A 20,283-nucleotide genomic window follows, 5' to 3' on the forward strand; every position below is an offset into this window, starting at 1 on the left:
ATGGTATTTGGGAACGTTCTTTTCAGAATTATTAGAAATACAACCCAATTTTTAAAGTTTACTGTGGTTGCGATCTTGCTGTCCGTGATTTCCTTCGTTTCTAGGGCTGATGACTTTTCACCTCAACAGTGTAGCAACCTCAAAAGGCAAGATGGCTTTTCTGTTGCTTTTGTTGTGCCAAACCCAAAGACAGTTACAGTAGTACTTGAGTCAAATAAACCAGATGTTGTTTTATGGTCGAGTGTAGCTAGTAGTGTTGCCAAGATAACAGATGAGAGTGTGAACCCTGGAGAAAGAGTCCTGCTAGTTTACAAACCTATATCTAATAATGGTAAGTATGGACGCTTAATTTACAAGCTTGATACCGGTGCGGGGTATATACAAAAACAGTCATCTCTAATTTGGATTGATGGGGGGAATGGTACTTTACAAGTTTCGGGAGATACTGTTGTCGTTGAGTGTGCCGATGGAGAAGAAGAACCCGACCCGATTCCTGAGTTAGAAGATGTATCTTATGAGTTTGGGTCTATTGAAGGTATGGATTGCACTAATGGTTGTAATTTATTATTCCAAAAACAATACGAGAATCCAATTGTATTCTTAATGTCGACTATTGATCCTGACAATATCGTTGATAGTGTTCCGACAAAGGCGAGTGTTGCAACGATTTGGAACTCTAAGAAAGGAGCGACTATTGAGAGCGAGTCGATGCCGGGCACTTCAAAATCCGACCGAATGTCACCTATCTACTATTTTGTTACCGAGCCTGGGAAATTAAAATTCTATGACTCTAGTGGTCATGCCGTTTATGGCGAGGCTGGTGTCAAAACAACAGACCTAGCTCAGTGTACGAGTGGATGTGATAGGGCTGATGATTGGGAGGATATTGACTATCAGCTGGGAAGCATCACCGCACCAGTTATCATGGCTCAAGTCCAAGGAAAAGACTCTAAGTGGGCGACGACGGCAATCCAAAATGTCAATTCAACAGGCTTTGATTTGTCTCTTGAACGTGGTCGTCAAGGGCCTCTCAGTTCTGGCTTTAAAGATATAGCTTATCTAGTTGTCCCTGAGTTTCATGGTAAAGATGAAGACTTGCAGTCAAATATAGAGTTTTACCAAGGTTCTAGGGACTATGCCCAATCAAACGAATTACCCAAAACAAAATCTATTGGTTGGTCGTGCGAAAATAATAAAGTGAACTTACATCAGAGTTTTTCTAAATTCGGTGTAATTGTGAATAAGCAAAGTCGAGTAGGCAGTCATGGTGGATGGCTTCGTTACTGTAAGCAATTTGAGGATGGTAGGAAGCCAACTTTTACTTTCGCGTTTGACGAAGATGTAGAGTCTCTTGGTGACCGTAAGCACGGCAGAGCAGAGTCTATCGGTTATTTTGCTTTTGAAATCCCAGAAACAGAGCTACCGACTAATGTTTGTAACTTATTTCCTGAACCGATTCAAAGTTGGTCAGGTGTGAATAGTGAGCTTTATTTGGGGAACCCCATCAACATAAATGGCTGGTCAGATGATTACATTGAACGATATGTAAATAAGGTCTCTGAAGGCTATCAGCGCTATGACGAAAGTATATGGTCACCTTCTGTGGATGAGTATTTATTATTAGGTTTTGATCATACAAGTACCGCATACCCACTCTATACATCGAAAGTTTGCAATGGTGACTATGCTTGCGACGTTGGCAATGGAGATGGATATTTAGACTTACGAAAAGTGGCACAGGCTAATATTTTACCGGTTCCACAGAGAAATACATCGCATACGCTAAGAATCGCGACTATAGATGGTATTAAGAATAGTTGTCGAGATGGCGCTACCCCCAAATTATGCTCATATTCCGAAAGTGGGAAAAATATCGAAGTAGTCATCGAGAAAGATCTGGCTAGCTTAACGATAATCAAAGAGTGGCCTAACGATACCATTGTTAGAGTTAAGCTTAGAGACAACTTGTATATTGAAAATGTGCAGATTTCATCGGGTGATAATCTTGAGTTTGTATTCCCTAAGTTAAGTACAGTTACATTTGGTACATTCCACCATCAGTCTGGAAGTACTCAATATGTGTTTGATCCAGGAACTCAAGTCAATATTAGACTGTCGATGACCTTAACTCGAGCTCAGATATCTCAGGAGCACTCATACCCTGTTTTATACGCACCTAACGGTACAATTACTTTCCATGAGCCTTCCATTTTTAGAGGATTTATTCTCGCTGACCATTTGATTTTTAATCAAGGCACTATTGAAGGAGCGGTTACTGCTCGCAAGGCTGATTTCCATCACACTAATGTAACGCTCAATAAACCAGACTATAGTTGTCCATTGCCTCCAATTCCTCAAGGTGAGTTAGTTGTTACTCCTATTCAATCACATGTTCTGATCTGTGAAGCTGCCGCTGTTGAATTTCGAGTGAAAGAAAAAGATAGTGATACTACTGTAACGAGTGAAACTGGCGACTTTGTCGCAAAAGCAATGCCCCATGCCAACGCCCGTTGGTGTGAAGTGTATGACAAAGATACGGGTAGTCTTTCGCAATGTAGTAACTATGGATCTTCTCTAACAGCATCGCTAATTGAAGGAAAAAGAACACTTTATTTGTCCTCAAATCAGCTAAATAAGTCTGGTTATGACGTTAGTGGCAAATGGAATGGAGAAGAGTATTCTGGGAACTCTAAGGTTTCTTTTGTGCCTTATAAGTTTGATATCTCAGAACAAGAAGTAATCGCCGGGGCTACAACGGATGTCTCTGCGAGAGTGCTTTCTTGTAATTCTGCAAACTCTAGCACTTCTATCGAATATTCAGGTACTCCAAGTGTTAGTTTAGCAATTGAACAACCAAGTAATGGCCTAAGTGATAGTGAGCTACTTACTTATAATCCTACATTTGATTCCGGCGAAAGTACTGATGCGACAGAAGCTTTCTCAATTGATGAGTCAGGGCTGTTTAGGGTGACCTTGATTGATAGCTCGTTTGATTGTAGCGAAATTGCGGGGTGCCCTGAGGATGATATAGATTCGTTGTCTGGTAGTTTTTTGGTGAAATCGAGACCCTGGGCGTTCGCTATATGTACTGATATCGACTCTGGAGGTACGAGTAGCACTGGAAGTGGCTTTACTGCAGCTGGAGAAGAGTTCGATGTATACGCAAAGCCAATTCGTTACACGAGCGATGCAAATACTTGTAACGACAGTTTAGTGACAGAAAACTATATGAAATCCGATGCTAGTGTTGCCATTACACATACCTTGGACACACCTGCTGATGATGGTTCGGTTCTGGGGGGGCTCAAACCGGATAGTGAGCTTGCAAAAAACGCTAATAGCATTATTGCAGCCAACAAAGGTTATAAATTCGAGAATCTAAAGTATTCAGAAGTAGGTAGCTTTAACTTCATAGCAACGGAAACTGGTAGTTTCTATGGCGATATCCTTGGTGGTTTATCTGGCAGTAAGGCTATTGGCCGTTTTTATCCTAAATATTTCCAAATTATCGACCAAAATTGGAACTATGCTGGTATCCAAATATTCAATTATATGAACCAAAACTTTGAACAAGTGAGCTTTGACGTTGAAGCTTTATCCAAAGAAGTATCGATTAATGGTGGAGTTGAAGAGCCTCAACCTGTGCACAATTATCAATATTTTACTCCAAAATTAAAAACGAGTTTTTCGTTATATGAGAGTGAGCTATCAACGCGCCTAATTTCACCAAGCTTTGGCGATGGGGCTTGGAGTGGATCTAATCAGAGCATTGGTCGCTTTTCAGTTAATCTGTCAGGGGAGTGTGGAGGAAGCAGTAGTTTCTGTTTAACTAAGGATGATACTGAAATAGGGTATGAAGATGGGCCATATAATCTTAATGAAGGAACCTCTGGAGATACTACAGACATTAGGCTAGCTGTTGAAGATAACGTTGATCCAGTTGAGTTTTGGAATGATGGTGACCAGTTCTTAAAAGAACCCGATATCCGCTTTGGTCGGATAGAACTAGATGATGTAGGTGGCAACTCAGGTACGACTATTACCATTCCATTAAGAACTGAATACTGGAATGGTAGCCGTTTTGTTGTAAATGACGTTGATAGCACAACAAATGTTGCTGCTTCTACGAGCGCTAGCGATGTTATTTGGTCAGAAGATGGCGGTGTCACCACGACAGTAACACTCGCTAATGGCGGCCAAATCTCTGGTGGAGAGTCTCGTAACCTGACGGCTTCTCAAGGCGATGATGTAAGTATCCGTGAGCAAGTGCAGTTGTGGCAAAGTATGGATGATACGCCATGGCTTAGATACGATTGGGATAGCGATAAAGTGTTGGATGTTAACGGAGAGCAAGATCCCTCCACCGTTGTCACATTTGGCATCTACCGCGGTAACGATCGTGTGATCTACCGAGGGGAAAGTGGCTTAACAGGTCAGTAATAATATAATTTTTGCCCCTTAAGTTAGGAATCTGTAAGAAATTGCGGGTTTCAGTCCATGTTTATACTTCAATGCCTTGCCGTGACAGCAAGGCATTGGTACATTTAGTGCAATTTTTGTCTTCTAATTCTTGCAGGATGAGCGAAGAATATGTTTAAAAAACTTCGTGGCATGTTTTCAAACGACCTATCGATTGATTTAGGTACAGCCAATACCCTTATTTATGTAAAAGGCCAAGGCATTGTTCTTGATGAGCCTTCAGTTGTAGCTATTCGCCAAGATCGTGCGGGTTCTGCAAAGAGTGTCGCTGCTGTTGGCCACGCTGCTAAGCAAATGCTTGGTCGTACGCCTGGTAACATCTCAGCGATCCGTCCAATGAAAGACGGTGTAATTGCCGACTTTTACGTAACGGAAAAAATGCTTCAGCACTTCATCAAACAAGTACATGACAACAGTGTGCTTAAACCAAGCCCTCGCGTTTTGGTTTGTGTACCTTGCGGTTCAACGCAGGTTGAGCGTCGTGCTATCCGTGAATCAGCGCTAGGTGCTGGTGCTCGTGAGGTTTACCTAATCGATGAGCCAATGGCTGCTGCGATTGGTGCTGGCCTACGTGTATCTGAACCAACAGGTTCAATGGTTGTTGATATCGGTGGTGGTACTACTGAAGTTGCAGTTATCTCACTGAATGGTGTGGTTTACTCGTCTTCTGTTCGTATCGGTGGTGACCGTTTTGATGAAGCGATCATCAACTACGTTCGTCGTAACTACGGCAGCTTGATCGGTGAAGCGACAGCAGAGAAGATCAAACACGAAATCGGTTCAGCGTACCCTGGCGATGAAGTGGAAGAGATCGAAGTACGTGGTCGTAACCTTGCTGAAGGTGTGCCTCGTAGCTTTAGCCTGAACTCAAACGAAATCCTTGAAGCACTTCAAGAGCCTCTATCAGGCATCGTATCTGCAGTGATGGTTGCACTTGAACAGTGTCCACCAGAACTTGCTTCTGATATCTCAGAAAATGGTATGGTGCTAACAGGTGGTGGTGCACTGCTTAAAGACCTTGATCGTCTGCTAACCGAAGAAACAGGTATCCCTGTTGTTGTTGCAGAAGAGCCACTAACGTGTGTTGCTCTAGGTGGCGGTAAAGCCCTAGAGATGATCGACATGCACGGCGGCGATCTGTTCAGCGAAGAATAATATCTAGTGTTAGGCTCTTTTCTTATCTAGTTTTATGTAAAGAGCCTAGGACCTTGTCTATAGGATCAAATGTAGCTCTAGGACCAAATATAGAATGAAGCCAATTTTTGGTAGAGGTCCCTCTCTACAATTGCGCCTGTTTTTTGCTGTAATTTTATCAGCCAGCCTTATGCTGGCTGATAGTCGTTTAGATGCTTTCTCAAATGTCCGCTATCTATTAAACAGCATGGTTGCGCCTATTCAATATGCAGCCAACTTGCCTCGCACTATGTTCGATGGTGTATACGACCGTTTTAGCACTCGTAAAGGGCTGATCGAATCAAACCATAATATTAAACGAGAAGTCTTGCGACTGAAGAGCGAGCTGATTCTGCTTGAGCAATATCAAGAAGAAAATAAGCGCCTTCGTAAGCTGTTAGGATCTCCGTTTATCCGTGATGAGAAGAAAGTCGTCACAGAAGTTATGGCGGTAGACACTTCACCATATCGTCATCAAGTCGTGATCGATAAAGGTCAGATTGATGGGGTGTATGAAGGTCAGCCGGTGATCAACGAAAAAGGCATCGTCGGCCAAGTCACTTTCGTTGCTGCTCATAATAGTCGTGTATTGCTACTTACTGATGCGAACAATGCAATTCCCGTGCAAGTTATTCGTAATGATATTCGAGTGATCGCTTCGGGCAATGGCATGATTGACGAGATTCAGCTAGAGCACATTCCAACCAGTACTGATATACAAGAAGAAGATCTATTGGTGACATCTGGGCTCGGTGGGGTATATCCAGAAGGTTATCCAGTCGCCTATGTTACCGCCGTAGATTATGACCCGAAACGTGAGTTTGCGGTTATCAAAGCGGAGCCTGTGGTTGAGTTCGATAAGCTCAGATACTTGCTGTTGGTATGGCCTGATGAAAATAAACAGATGCAAGCGGATCAATCCAGCATAGAACAAGCATTGTTAGAGGGCGAAGATGGCCAATAGCGTTTTAAGAAGCAAGGTAGTCATTGGCTGCTCATTTTTAGTAGCCCTTATTCTGCAAACGATCCCTTGGCCTGGTAGCTTAGATCTATTTAGACCCTCTTGGTTACTGCTGGTTACGTGTTACTGGGTTTTAGCTTTACCGCATCGTGTTAACGTGGGTAGCGCTTTGATTCTAGGCCTATTGTGGGACCTTTTGATTGGCTCCACTCTAGGCATTCGAGGCATGATGATGGCAATAGTGATGTACATTATTGCCATGAACTTCCTCGTCATTCGTAACATGGCGTTATGGCAGCAAGCGATGATCATTGCTGCGTTAACGGTGTTGTTTGAGGTCTTGATCTTCTTTGGTGAATATTTGATCCAAGATGTCGTTTTCAATCCGTTATCGCTATGGAGCGCATTGATAAACTGTATACTTTGGCCTTGGATGTTTTTATTAATGAGACGCGTGCGTCGCCATTGGCATGTGAGGTAGTGTGGCAATGGAAAAGAAACATTTAGTTTTGGCATCCGGTTCACCGCGCCGCAAAGAATTACTATCTCAACTCGGTTATGAGTTTTCTGTCCTTGTAACCGATGTTGAAGAGCGTAAACACGCCCAAGAAACCGCCGAAGAGTACGTTAAGCGACTATCTTTAGATAAAGCCTTAGCTGCGTTGTCTTTATTGAAAGATAACCCTTCTGAAAAGCAGCATGTCGTTTCTAGTTCTGATACTGTAGTTCTTGGATCTGACACGGTAGTCGTCAGCCAAGGTCAAGTGCTCGAGAAACCCTCCGATTTTGCTGACTCTAAGCGTATGCTTACTCAGTTAGCGAATGGACGTCATCAAGTGATGACGGCGGTTTCTGTGGTTTCAGAAGAAAAACAAAGAACAGAAATCATTATTACCGACGTATGGTTTAAACCCCTCAGTGAAAAAGAAATAGAACAATACTGGCAAACAGGGGAGCCATGCGATAAAGCCGGTAGCTATGGGATCCAAGGTTTGGGTGGACGCTTTGTCACCCGAATCGAAGGTAGTTATTACGCCGTTGTCGGCTTACCTTTATTTGAAACGGACCAGCTACTGCAAGAATTCTTATAATTACTAATCTGAGGTGCACCATGAGTGCTGAATTGTTGCTGAACGTGACCCCGAGTGAAACTCGTGTGGCCATGATTGAAGGGGGAGCTCTTCAAGAGATCCATGTCGAACGAGATGCTCGACGCGGTATCGTAGGAAATATCTATAAAGGACGTGTAAGCCGTGTTCTTCCGGGAATGCAGGCGGCTTTTGTGGATATAGGCCTTGAGAAAGCAGCTTTTTTACACGCCTCTGATATTGTTCCACACACTGAATGTGTCGCTGAAAATGAAAAGAAGCAATTTCAGGTTCGTGACATTTCAGAGCTTGTTCGCCAAGGGCAAGACATTGTGGTTCAAGTGGTCAAAGACCCTCTTGGTACTAAAGGTGCCCGTTTAACGACTGATATCACTCTACCGTCTCGCTATCTGGTATTCATGCCGGGCGCAAGCCATGTCGGTGTTTCTCAACGTATCGACAGCGAGTCTGAACGTAACCGTCTTAAAAAAGTCGTGTCTCGTTACTGTGACGAACATGGTGGCTTCATCATCCGCACTGCTGCAGAAGGTGCAGACTCGAATGAGCTGGCACAAGATGCCGCATTCTTGAAGCGATTATGGCTGAAGGTACTAGAGCGTCGTGGTAAGCATAAAGCGCGTACTCGCTTGTATGGTGAGCTTTGCCTAAGCCAACGTATCTTACGTGATTTTGTTGGTACTGAACTGAGCAAGATCCAGGTCGATTCTCGTCTAGAATATGAAAACCTAAAAGAGTTTACCTCTGAATATGTTCCTGAGCTTACAGATAAGCTTGAGTTGTATGAAGGCGATAAGCCAATCTTTGATATGTACGATACCGAGAACGAAATCCAGCGTTCATTGGATCGTAAAGTCGAATTAAAGTCTGGTGGGTATCTGATTATTGACCAAACTGAAGCGATGACCACTGTTGATATCAACACTGGCGCGTTTGTTGGTCGTCGTAATCTAGAAGAGACGATTTTCAACACCAACGTAGAAGCGACTCAAGCGATTGCTCGCCAGCTGCGTTTGCGTAATTTAGGCGGCATCATCATTATCGACTTTATTGATATGTTGTCTGAGGAGCACCGTAAGCGAGTACTAACTTCTTTAGAGGCTGCGCTAGACAAAGACCGTGTGAAAACCAATATTAATGGCTTTACGCAGCTTGGTTTGGTTGAGATGACGCGAAAGCGTACTCGTGAAAGTATTGAGCATATCCTGTGTTCGAGCTGTCCTGCTTGTGAAGGCCGTGGCAGTGTGAAGACAGTTGAAACCGTTTGTTATGAAATTCTTCGAGAGATCACGCGAGTGAATCGTGCGTACGACGCCGATAAATTTGTGGTCTATGCGGCAGCGGCTGTGGCCGAGGCGTTAGAGGGCGATGAATCTCATGCGCTTGCGGAACTTGAAGTCTTTATTGGTAAGCAAGTTAAAATCCAGGCTGAGCCTCTGTACATACAAGAGCAGTTTGATGTTGTTATGATGTAATGGAAATTTTGTGAGCTCAAGCGTTACTCTGATTCTACGTGCATGTTTATGGTTAGTGGTTACTCTCTTGGTAACGCTAGCCATTGCCGTTACTACACTGCGTGTAGCCTTGCCCAATTTAAATAAGTATCAATCTGAAATTGAGCTTTGGGTAAACCAACATTCCGGTTTTGATTTTTCGATTCAAGACGTGGGCGGTTTTTGGCGTAACACTCACCCCTCTATCGCCCTGCAAGGTGTAAAAGCCAGTCTCCCTAATGCAGAAGATGTGACCTTTTCTGTCGAGCGTGTAGAAGTCGAGTTCGACTTGATTCAATCGCTCGTTCAAATGCGTCCGGTTGTGGCTGATTTGGTCATGAATCAGATGTATCTCGACATCCGTTCTATTGACCTGTTTGCTGGGCAAGATGAGACAGACGAACCTAAAGATTCTGGTTCATCTAAACGAGTGATGCAGGAGCTTGATAACCTGCTGCTGAAAACATTGGTCGATGTCACCGCGAAAGATTCTACCATTTTGTATCGTGCTATCTCTGATGAAGAACGTCAGCTTGATATCGACACTCTGAAGTGGCAAAACTCAGGTAAACATCACCTTGCGGAAGGTGTGGTGAGTATAAAAGATGCCAATCTAAACTCTTTGTCAGTGAGCGCTAACTTTATTGATGGCGGCTCGTTAACCGATGTGACAGGCGAGTTTTATGTCAGCGCGGATAGCATTTCGGTTAAACCTTGGTTGACTCGTTACATGCAGGCGGAATCCGGCATTGAAACGGGTACGGTGAGCTTGAATAGTTGGCTAACGCTACGAAATAGCAAGCCAGTGAGTGCTTATGTTGAGGTTTTACCCTCTGAGTTGACGTGGAACGAAGATGGCAAGCATGATCTGATGCTTGAGTCCGGTGTGTTTAAGTTGTCTCCGATTGATGATGGTTGGCAAGTAAATGGCCACTCACTAAACCTTAGAACGGATGACACACCTTGGCCTGAACTCGACGTAGCGTTCAGGTGGAACCAAGGTCCATGGCAACTCAACGTTTCCGAGTTGGATATTGCGACCATTACTCCGTTGATTAAGCTGCTGCCTGACTCTGAACAATCAACCAACATGATCAACGCATTGGCACCGGGTGGTTCTGTTTCTGATATCCGAGTCTCCATGGGCTCTGAAATCGACAGTTTACGATACTCTGCCAGTTTTTCTGATCTTGCTATCGAGCAGTGGGAGTTAGTTCCAGGCTTTAGCCAAGTATCAGGTAGTGTGTTTGGTTCGGCTTCAGAAGCGAAAGCCAGCCTTCATGTAATTGATGATGTGTTCCCTTATGGTGATGTTTTCCAAGCGCCTTTGAACATCAAGCAAGGTCAGGTTGATATTGTTTGGCAGCAAGACGAAAACGGCTGGAAACTGTGGTCGGATAAAATCACGGCAGCAACGCCAGATTTACAGGTACTAGGCGCATTCCGTCTAGACTTTCCAAAAGATGCTAGCCCATTCTTATCGTTTTACGGCGAAGCAGACGCTTACAATGTCGGTGAAACATGGCGTTACCTTCCGACGCTCGCACTTGGGCAAGATCTAACAGATTACCTTTCAACTGCAATTCAAGCGGGTAAAGCGGATACCGTAAAACTGCTGTGGCATGGTGATTTATCTCAGTATCCATACACCAATCATGATGGTATTTTCCAAGTTTGGGTGGGCTTAGAAGATGCTAAATTCAGTTTCGATACCGCGTGGCCATTGATTACTGACCTTCAGCTTGATCTGTTGTTTGAAAATGATGCGATGCATTTGGATTCTCGTTCAGCTCAATTGATGGATGTGACTGCCGACCGAATCACTGGACGTATTCCTTACCTAGGGGAAGGCGGCCATATTGAGATAGAAGCTAAAGCAACGGCATCTGGCAACGCAGTTCGTGATTACATGACGTCTTCGCCACTGGTAGGTTCGGTAGGCGCAGCGTTAACCGCACTTCAAGTGAGCGGTGATGTCTCTTCAGAATTCCAGCTCAATATCCCATTCGACTCTGATAAAGACGCGAGAGCGTGGGGGTACGCTGATCTAAGTGGTAACCATGTTGAAATTGAAGCGCCACCAATGGTGTTAGAAAACACCACGGGTCGTATCGAGTTTGATAATGATGTTGTGACAGCGAATGGTTTAGCTGCAGACTTGCTTAAACAAGGCATCTCTATTGATTTCAAAGGACAGAATGACGGTCCTGGCTACGCTGTTGATATCGATGTGCTGGGCGATTGGGACGTTAAGCCTCTAGAACCTTACATTGGTGAACAGTGGTTAAGCCGTTTGTCTGGCCATGCTCAGTGGCAAAGCCAGATTGATATCCAACTTAACGATATCGGCTTTACTTACCAATTGGATTTGCAGTCTGACCTAAAATATCTCGCGAGTGACTATCCATACCCATTGGCGAAGAAGTCATTAGAGAGTGGCTCTGCAAGGTTACAAGCATCGGGTAACCAAGAGGCGATTACTGCACGTTTGCAGTTGCCGAATACTAAGTACCAAGCTGAAATTGATATCACCGGTGATGTGCCTGAGTTAACCGCGACCAACCTAGTATTAGGTCGAGGCGGCTATAAAATTAGCCCTGTGGTTGGCCACCATGCGTTGATTCGCACGGATAAGTTTAATGCTGATGATTGGCTTTCGGTGATCATGGAGCCGGTACAGCCATCAACAGCTGTTCTAAGCCAAATGAACACACCAACCATTCCAACTCCAAGTCGTGTGACTTTTGAAAGTAAGGAGCTGATTCTTGGAGGCATTTCTTGGAATGATGTTGATTTTAGTGCACGTAAGAATAAACAAGCTTGGCAAATGGAAGTATCGAGCCAAGAGCTAGAAGGGGATATTAATTATCTACCTCCTTATGATCTGACTGTGTCATTGGATCGCTTACACCTGTTTGTTCCAGAATGGAGCGACAAATCAAAGCAGGAACCATTGCTGCAACGCAAAGAGCAAGAAGCACCGTTGATCTCTGAGTTGGATAGAAAGATCCATGATGTGATGCCGAATCTCAAGCTAACCCTCAACGACTTCTGGCTACAAGGCTATAAAGTTGGCAAAGTGGATGTTGAACTTGCTAGAGAAGAAAACCGTATTGCGTGGAAGAAAATTCAGGTACGTAGCGGCGGCAATAAAGCAGATGTCAGTGGCTGGTGGGAATTGAATGGTGACAAGAGTCATTCATCGCTGAAAGTTGACGTTGAAGGTGAAAACAACAGTGAGCTAATGGAGCGCTTTGGCATCACGTCGGGAATTCAAAAAGCTCCATTTGAGCTAGAAGCTCAACTTGACTGGGACGGTTCACCTTGGGGGATCAAGATGGATACTCTGGATGGCGACGTAAAAACCAAGTTCGGTAAAGGTATTATCTCAGATGTGAGCGGGGCTGCTCGCTTACTTGGTTTGTTTAGCTTAGATTCGATCATCCGTAAGATGCAGCTCGATTTCTCTGATGTGTTTGATAAAGGTATGGCATTTAACAGCATTACAGGCACGGGCAAGATGCAAAATGGTATCTTCCTGACCAATGACCTGAACATGGATGCTGTCGCGGGTGAGATGAAAATCAAAGGCATCGCTAACCTAAACACTCGCCAGGTAGATGCAGAAGTAAACTTTACGCCAGATATCACTTCGGGTATTCCGGTACTGACAGCGTTTGCAGTAACGCCTCAAACAGCGTTGTATGTGTTGGCGGTAACTACGGTTATTTCACCGGTTGTTGAGGTCTTTACACAGGTTAATTACTCGGTGAAAGGTCCTCTGGATTCACCAACGGTAAGTGAGCTTTCTCGTAGCTCTGGTGAGTTCCAACTTCCAGAAAACTTAAGGAAGTTGGCTGAGTAAAATAAGCCCTAATATACAGATAAATAGTGATTTCTGAATCATAATGAATGGAGAAGCAGTGCACATGGATTGTGTTGGTTTGATTCAAATGACTTCGGGCCCAGACCCTGACTGTAACCTTGATTATCTCGCCCAAGAGATAACCAAGTGTAAAGCGTTGGGGGCTAAATGGGTCGTGTGCCCAGAGAATGCATTGGTATTCGGTAGCAAAGCAGATTACCACAAGTATGCCGAGCCCCTAAATGATGGCCCATTGCAGAAGAAACTGGCTGAGTTAGCTAAGCTTCATCGCATTTGGGTCATTGTGGGCAGTATGCCGATAAGCACAGCGAAAGGTGTCACCACCACGACTTTGGTGTTCGATGACTTTGGCTGCTTAGTGGCTCACTACGACAAGCTACACATGTTCGATGTGGATGTTGCCGATGCCCACAAGTGCTATCGAGAGTCTGATATTTTCACTCCGGGTGAGCGAGTTGTGACAACGGAAACGCCTTTTGGTCACTTAGGTTTAAGTATTTGTTATGATGTGCGCTTTCCTCACTTGTATTCAGAGTTACGCAAGCAAGGCGCGCAGATCATAGTGGTACCAGCGGCGTTTACTGCAGTAACCGGTCAGGCGCATTGGGAAGCATTGTTAAGATGCCGGGCAATCGAAACACAATCGTGGATTGTTGCGGTAGGGCAAGGTGGTAAGCATCCTTGCCAAAGAGAAACATGGGGACACTCTATGGTGGTTGATCCCTGGGGAAGAGTGGTCGCTCAGTTAGACCAAGATCCTAAAAGTATGGTGGTCGAGATAGACATATCCAGTTGTGAATCCATTAGGCAAAATATGCCAATCACACAACACACTCGATTTACCAATCAATTTTAATTACAAACAAGAGCCATCTATGAGCATTAATCAAATTGAAGAAGCGCTACTGAACCCAACAGGGCTTACGGAGCAAAATATCGCAGATACATTGGCGAGCATTGCTACCCGCCAAATTGATTATGCTGATATCTACTTTCAGTCAAGCTGGCACGAATCTTTAGTGCTAGAAGACAGCATCATTAAAGACGGCTCTTTCAATATTGATTGCGGTGTGGGTGTTCGTGCAGTATCTGGCGAAAAGACTGGTTTTGCTTACTCTGACCAAATCCAATTGGATGGATTAAAGCAAAGCGCGATTGCAGCTCGTGGTATCGCGAAGCAAGGTCAAAACGGCAAGGTGCAAGCTTTCAAGCGCAACGCTAACCAAACTTATTATGATGCGGTAAACCCACTAGCAAGCTGGGAAAAGCAGCAAAAAACAGAACTTCTTAAGTCATTGGACGCTTACATTCGTACTAAAGAGCCTATGGTGACGGAAGTTTCAGTGAGCTTAAGTGGTGTGCATGAGCAGATGCTGGTTGCTGCGACTGATGGCACGTACGCTGGCGATATTCGTCCGTTGGTTCGTTTATCTATTAGTGTTCTTGCTCAGAAAGGCGATCGCCGTGAGCGTGGTAGTGCTGGTGGCGGTGGTCGTTTTGGTTACGACTTCTTCCTAAGCGATGACAAAGGCACTCAAGTTGCTTACCAATTTGCTGATGAAGCGATTCGCCAAGCATTAGTTAACCTTGAAGCGGTTGCTGCGCCTGCTGGTGCAATGCCTGTGGTTCTGGGTTCTGGTTGGCCGGGTGTTCTACTGCATGAAGCGGTAGGCCACGGTTTAGAAGGTGACTTCAACCGTAAAGAGTCATCAGTATTCTCTGGCAAAGTTGGCGAACAAGTGACTTCAAGCCTGTGTACGATTGTCGATGACGGCACATTGACTGATCTTCGTGGCTCATTGAACGTCGATGATGAAGGTGTAAACGGTCAATACAATACCCTAATCGAAAACGGCATCCTAAAAGGTTATATGCAAGACAAGCTGAATGCCCGTCTAATGGGGGTTGCTCCAACAGGTAACGGTCGTCGTGAGTCTTACGCGCACCTTCCAATGCCACGTATGACTAACACATACATGCTACCGGGTGAACACACACCAGAAGAGATCATCGCGACAGTAGATAAAGGTATCTACGCACCAAACTTCGGCGGCGGTCAGGTTGATATTACTTCTGGTAAGTTTGTATTCTCAGCTTCTGAAGCCTACATGATTGAAAATGGTAAGATCACTCACCCAGTTAAGGGCGCAACGTTGATCGGCTCTGGTATCGAAGCGATGCAGCAAGTGTCTATGGTTGGTAACGACCTAAGCATCGACCGTGGTGTTGGTGTGTGTGGTAAGGCTGGTCAAAGCGTGCCAGTAGGTGTTGGTCAACCAACATTGAAACTAGACTCGCTAACCGTTGGTGGTACTGAGTAAAGCAGGTTAGTCTCTGCACAATGACTAAAAATTTAAAGTGAAAAGCGCCTCCATTGTGAGGCGCTTTTTGTTTTTGAGGGAGAGTTAGTTATAGCAAAAAGCGATTACATGTTCTCTTCGGCAAACTCTGCCAGTCGGCTACGTACCACGCCATTGAGGTGAATATTGGCGCTGCCTTCGAAGTTTTTAAAACGCTCAACCATGTAGGTTAAACCCGAAGTAACAGGGGTTAGATAGGAAGAGTCGATTTGCGCTAGGTTGCCTGAACAGACAATCTTGGTCCCTTCACCACAACGGGTGATGATGGTTTTGATTTGTGAAGCAGTCAGGTTTTGACACTCATCGAGAAGCACAAACGCATTCTGGATGGAACGGCCACGCATGAAGTTGATCGACTTGAACTGGATATTGGCTTTATCACAGATGTACTTCATCGACCCTTCGGTACAGTGGTCATTTTTGTGCAGTGCTTCAAGTGTATCGGTCACGGCAGCCAACCAAGGCAACATTTTCTCTTCCTCTGTACCAGGGAGGAAACCGATCGACTCTCCAATATCAGGCGTGTTTCGGGTTACGATGATCTTATCGAACTGTTTACGCTCAATAGTTTGTTCAAGCGCAGCGGCCATAGCTAACAGTGTCTTACCACTGCCTGCCGCACCAGTTAGGATTACCAGGTCAATATCGGGATCGAGCAGCGCATCGATCGCCATGCCTTGATAGACGTTCTTGGGTGTGATGTCCCATGCTCTGCGATTCATCAGTCTTTCGCGACTGAGGTCTCTCAGCGTGATACTTTCCGGTTCAATCTCCTCGACTCGAGCGGCAAAGTCAGTCTCTTCGTCAATTACATATTGGTTAAGGAAGGTTGGTTCAAACGGCGCTCTTGCTAAGGTGTGCAGGGTCTTACCGCCTAAACTTCTGCTCTCGACATTATCGATACCATCCCAAAATGCGCCCTCAAGTTGTTGAAAGCCTTTGGTGAGGTATTGGATATCATCAATCAGTTGGTCGGTTTGGTAATCTTCAACGAAACGGACACCAGCGCCTTTAGCTCGTAAGCGCATGTTGATGTCTTTGGTGATGAGAACCACTTCGCGTGGTGCGCGTTTATTTTGAAGATAGAGAACTGCGTTGAGGATTCGGTTATCGCCAGCTTTGTCGTCGGCGAAGGCCTTGATACTTTCTTGAAGTTCGTAATCTGCGAGTATTGAAATACTGCCAGAGGCGTTAATGTCTTTAGAAAATGGAATGCCTTCCGATATTTGGTCGGGTGTGGCTTCCCTGAATAAGTCTTCGAGGGTTCGAATCGCAATTCTCGCATCTCGAGCAACGTCTCTTTTACTGTCTTTGATTCTGTCGAGTTCTTCTAGCACTGTCATGGGGATAACGACATCGTGCTCTTGGAAAGAAAATATAGCGAAGGGTTCGTGAAGTAGGATATTGGTGTCTAAAACAAATAGCTTCCGGTTGGTCTCGCCCATAGCATCTCCTTGCCGACGTGCGGCTTGCCTTGCATTCATTGAACGTAGATAAAGCTCATATAAAGATTAGTATCTGATTCTGGTGATAGTCAACTACTCACCTAAACTTCATCTAGAGGAATAACACCATATCGTTGTAGATGAATATGGCGTATTCGTTTGAGAGCAGCAATCTGCTATCCATAGAGTAACCATGAGTTTTTGACAGTTTGATTGCATTGGCGAAAACAGAAAAAAAGCACGAAATCATCTCCTTTAGGCGTGACCTAAATCACAGCATCGAGTAAGATTAGCGACCTTTTTCTGCACCATTTTCTCGAGATATTTATTATTGAGAGCGCACTTAAAAAGTGGCTGCAAACTAGGCATTTTTGGCTATATTTTTAGTTCAGGAGCGAGAACGTTCTTGTTTGAAACTGCAGTTAAAAGACCAAATTCCAACTATAAGATTGAGGTAGTCGATTCATGACATTTGCTTTGGGGCAACGCTGGATAAGCGATACGGAGAGCGATTTAGGTTTAGGTACCGTTGTAGCAATGGATGCTCGCACAGTGACACTAATGTTTGCAGCGTCAGAAGAAAACCGTGTTTATGCACGTACTGATGCTCCCGTAACCCGAGTAACGTTTAATGTAGGCGATGTCATCGAATGCCAAGAAGGTTGGTCTCTGTCTGTCGAAGAAGTTATCGAAGACAAAGGACTGCTAACCTACTTAGGTACTCGCGAAGATACCCAAGAAACAGAAGTCGCTCTGCGTGAAATCTTCTTAAGCAATCAGATCCGCTTTAACAAGCCACAAGATAAGCTGTACGCAGGTCAAATCGACCGTATGGATAACTTTGTGTTGCGTTATCGCGCACTGAGCAATCAATACCAACAGCACAAGAGCCCAATGCGCGGCCTGTGTGGTATGCGTGCTGGCTTGATTCCTCATCAGTTATACATCGCTCATGAAGTGGGTCGTCGTCACGCTCCGCGTGTTTTGCTTGCTGATGAAGTTGGCCTAGGTAAAACCATCGAAGCGGGCATGATCATCCACCAACAAGTGTTGTCTGGTCGTGCAGAACGTATTCTGATTGTAGTGCCTGAAACTCTACAGCATCAATGGTTAGTTGAGATGATGCGCCGTTTCAATTTGCACTTCTCTATCTTTGACGAAGAGCGTTGTATTGAAGCCTTTGCAGAATCAGATAACCCATTTGATACTCAGCAATACGTTCTGTGTTCTTTGGATTTCCTACGTAAGAGCCGTAAGCGCTACGAGCAAGCACTTGAAGGTGAGTGGGATCTGTTGGTTGTCGATGAAGCTCACCACCTTGAGTGGAGCCAAGAGAAACCAAGTCGTGAATACCAAGTCGTTGAAGGCTTAGCTGAAAATACTTCTGGCGCACTACTACTAACAGCAACACCTGAACAGCTTGGTCGCGAGAGTCACTTTGCACGTCTGCGTCTGCTGGACCCTGATCGTTTCTACGACTACGAAGCATTCGTTGAAGAAGAAGACCAATACGCACCGGTTGCTGATGCAGTAACGGCTCTGTTCTCTGGTGTGAAGCTTGAAAACAGTGCGAAGAACCAGATTACTGAACTGCTTTCTGAACAAGATGTTGAGCCGCTATTCCGTGTGATTGAAGGTGATAGCAGCGAAGAAGAGCAAGCACTGGCTCGTCAAGAACTGATTGATAACCTTATGGATCGCCATGGTACAGGTCGTGTTCTTTTCAGAAACACACGTGCTGCTATTAAAGGCTTCCCTAAGCGTAATGTAAACCTACTGCCGATGGACATTCCAACGCAGTACACAACCTCAATGCGCGTATCTGGCATGATCGGTGGCAAGATGGCTCCCGAAGCTCGTGCTATGAAGATGCTGTACCCAGAAGAGATCTTCCAAGAGTTTGAAGGTGAAGATTCAAGCTGGTGGCAATTCGATTCACGCGTTAACTGGTTGATTGAAAAGATCCAAGATAAGCGCAGCGAAAAGATCCTAGTGATCGCCTCTCGTGCAAGTACGGCTTTGCAATTAGAGCAAGCGCTGCGTGAGCGTGAAGGTGTACGTGCAACCGTATTCCACGAAGGCATGTCGATTCTAGAGCGTGATAAAGCGGCGGCTTACTTTGCTCAAGAAGAGGGCGGCGCTCAGGTTCTTATCTGTAGTGAGATCGGTTCTGAAGGTCGTAACTTCCAGTTCGCTAACCAACTCGTAATGTTTGATCTTCCATTCAACCCAGATTTGCTTGAACAACGTATCGGTCGTTTGGATCGTATTGGTCAGCTGCGTGATATCGACATCCATGTTCCTTACTTGAAAGGTACATCACAGGCGATTCTTGCGCGTTGGTTCGATGAAGGTCTGAACGCGTTTGCCGAGACTTGTCCAACAGGTCGCACGGTTTACGACAAGTACTCAGATGTTCTTATTGAGATGCTAGCTTCTGGCAACACAGATCAACTTGATGAAGTGATTGAAGAGTCTGCTAAGTTAAACCAAAGCCTGAAATCAGACCTAGAAAAAGGCCGAGATCGCCTGCTCGAGATGCACTCAAACGGCGGTGATAAAGCGCATGAAATTGCAGAAAAGATCGCGTCGACTGACGGTGATACTAATCTAGTAACCTTTGCACTGAGCTTGTTCGATACGATTGGTTTGAACCAAGACGACAAGGGTGAAAATGCGCTGGTTATAACGCCATCTGAACATATGATGGTTCCAAGCTACCCTGGCTTACCGTACGAAGGCGCAACCATCACGTTCGACCGTGATACGGCACTTTCTCGTGAAGATATGAACTTCATTAGCTGGGAGCACCCAATGATTCAGGGCGGTATTGATTTGTTACTGAGTGAAGGGGTGGGCGCATCAGCGGTATCGCTACTGAAAAATAAAGCGCTGCCAGTTGGTACTATCTTGCTTGAGTTGGTTTACCTTGTGGATGCGCAAGCACCGAAACGCAGCGGTATCAGCCAGTTCCTGCCTAAAACTCCGATTCGTTTGATGATGGATGGTCGTGGTAACGATCTATCTGCTCAGGTTGAGTTTGATAGCTTTAACCGCCAGTTAAGCCCGGTGAACCGTCACCTAGCAAGTAAGCTAGTGAACTCGGTACAAGGTGAAATTCACAAGCTAATCGAAGCGGGTGAGACGCATGTATTGCCGAAGGTTGAAGAAGTTCGTCAGCAAGCTCAGAAAGATATGCAAACTAACTTGAACGGTGAGCTAGAGCGTCTACAAGCGCTTAAAGCGGTGAACCCTAACATTCGTGATGAAGAGCTAGAGGTAATCGAAGCTCAAATCAATGAACTAACAGGCTACATCAGCAAAGCTCAGGTTCAGCTAGATTCATTACGCTTGATTGTGGTTTCTCACAACTAGTTTTG

The 20,283-nt window shown here is 45.0% G+C and carries 11 protein-coding genes; 10 read left to right on the forward strand and 1 reads right to left on the reverse strand.

Features of this window, described 5'->3' with window-relative positions; translation table 11 throughout:
- The 9 genes from OCV56_RS01735 to tldD all read left to right on the forward strand — a co-directional run bounded on the left by OCV56_RS01735 (position 1) and on the right by tldD (position 15,419).
- A complete protein-coding gene (locus OCV56_RS01735) occupies positions 1–4,440 on the forward strand; it encodes a DUF6701 domain-containing protein (RefSeq protein WP_086713469.1) in 4,440 nt (1,479 codons plus the stop codon).
- A 150-nt stretch (positions 4,441–4,590) separates the two neighbouring features.
- Complete coding sequence (locus OCV56_RS01740) at positions 4,591–5,634, forward strand: rod shape-determining protein (RefSeq protein WP_017062957.1); 1,044 nt, start codon at positions 4,591–4,593, stop codon at positions 5,632–5,634.
- 94 nt (positions 5,635–5,728) lie between these two features.
- Entirely contained in the window at positions 5,729–6,616 is an 888-nt protein-coding gene (mreC, locus tag OCV56_RS01745; RefSeq protein WP_004735927.1) for a rod shape-determining protein MreC, read from the forward strand.
- Positions 6,606–7,094 carry a rod shape-determining protein MreD gene (gene mreD / locus OCV56_RS01750; protein WP_004735926.1) on the forward strand — a complete coding sequence of 163 codons (489 nt, stop codon included), beginning with the start codon at positions 6,606–6,608 and terminating at the stop codon, positions 7,092–7,094. The genes mreC and mreD overlap by 11 nt, the downstream gene beginning before the upstream one ends.
- 7 nt (positions 7,095–7,101) lie before the next feature.
- A complete protein-coding gene (locus OCV56_RS01755) occupies positions 7,102–7,704 on the forward strand; it encodes a Maf family protein (RefSeq protein WP_086713468.1) in 603 nt (200 codons plus the stop codon).
- 20 nt (positions 7,705–7,724) lie between these two features.
- Positions 7,725–9,194, forward strand: coding sequence for a ribonuclease G (gene rng, locus OCV56_RS01760; RefSeq protein WP_017061363.1), 1,470 nt, complete (start codon positions 7,725–7,727; stop codon positions 9,192–9,194).
- 10 nt (positions 9,195–9,204) lie between these two features.
- The gene (locus OCV56_RS01765) at positions 9,205–13,077 is read left to right on the forward strand and encodes a YhdP family protein (RefSeq protein ID WP_086713467.1); all 3,873 of its coding nucleotides are present in this window, start codon (positions 9,205–9,207) and stop codon (positions 13,075–13,077) included.
- A gap of 64 nt (positions 13,078–13,141) precedes the next feature.
- On the forward strand, positions 13,142–13,954 hold the full coding sequence (locus tag OCV56_RS01770; RefSeq protein WP_086713466.1) for a carbon-nitrogen hydrolase family protein: 813 nt from the start codon (positions 13,142–13,144) through the stop codon (positions 13,952–13,954).
- 19 nt (positions 13,955–13,973) lie between these two features.
- Positions 13,974–15,419, forward strand: coding sequence for a metalloprotease TldD (gene tldD / locus OCV56_RS01775; RefSeq protein ID WP_052880149.1), 1,446 nt, complete (start codon positions 13,974–13,976; stop codon positions 15,417–15,419).
- A gap of 104 nt (positions 15,420–15,523) precedes the next feature.
- On the opposite strand, the gene OCV56_RS01780 is transcribed toward tldD, so the two are convergent.
- Positions 15,524–16,903 (reverse strand): PhoH family protein, encoded by a 1,380-nt coding sequence (locus OCV56_RS01780; protein WP_150330783.1) that lies wholly within the window; start codon positions 16,901–16,903, stop codon positions 15,524–15,526.
- Between the two features lie 465 nt (positions 16,904–17,368).
- On the opposite strand from OCV56_RS01780, the gene rapA reads away from it, so the two are divergent.
- Positions 17,369–20,278, forward strand: coding sequence for an RNA polymerase-associated protein RapA (gene rapA / locus OCV56_RS01785; RefSeq protein WP_086713464.1), 2,910 nt, complete (start codon positions 17,369–17,371; stop codon positions 20,276–20,278).
- Positions 20,279–20,283 lie beyond the last annotated feature (5 nt).

The organism is Vibrio gigantis (assembly GCF_024347515.1).
Classification (GTDB): domain Bacteria; phylum Pseudomonadota; class Gammaproteobacteria; order Enterobacterales; family Vibrionaceae; genus Vibrio; species Vibrio gigantis.

Coding starts and splice junctions, on each gene's coding strand:
- OCV56_RS01735 (WP_086713469.1), top strand. CDS start 1: ATGGTATTTGGGAACGTTCTTTTCAGAATTATTAGAAATACAACCCAA.
- OCV56_RS01740 (WP_017062957.1), top strand. CDS start 4,591: ATGTTTAAAAAACTTCGTGGCATGTTTTCAAACGACCTATCGATTGAT.
- mreC (WP_004735927.1), top strand. CDS start 5,729: ATGAAGCCAATTTTTGGTAGAGGTCCCTCTCTACAATTGCGCCTGTTT.
- mreD (WP_004735926.1), top strand. CDS start 6,606: ATGGCCAATAGCGTTTTAAGAAGCAAGGTAGTCATTGGCTGCTCATTT.
- OCV56_RS01755 (WP_086713468.1), top strand. CDS start 7,102: ATGGAAAAGAAACATTTAGTTTTGGCATCCGGTTCACCGCGCCGCAAA.
- rng (WP_017061363.1), top strand. CDS start 7,725: ATGAGTGCTGAATTGTTGCTGAACGTGACCCCGAGTGAAACTCGTGTG.
- OCV56_RS01770 (WP_086713466.1), top strand. CDS start 13,142: ATGGATTGTGTTGGTTTGATTCAAATGACTTCGGGCCCAGACCCTGAC.
- tldD (WP_052880149.1), top strand. CDS start 13,974: ATGAGCATTAATCAAATTGAAGAAGCGCTACTGAACCCAACAGGGCTT.
- OCV56_RS01780 (WP_150330783.1), bottom strand. CDS start 16,903: ATGGGCGAGACCAACCGGAAGCTATTTGTTTTAGACACCAATATCCTA.
- rapA (WP_086713464.1), top strand. CDS start 17,369: ATGACATTTGCTTTGGGGCAACGCTGGATAAGCGATACGGAGAGCGAT.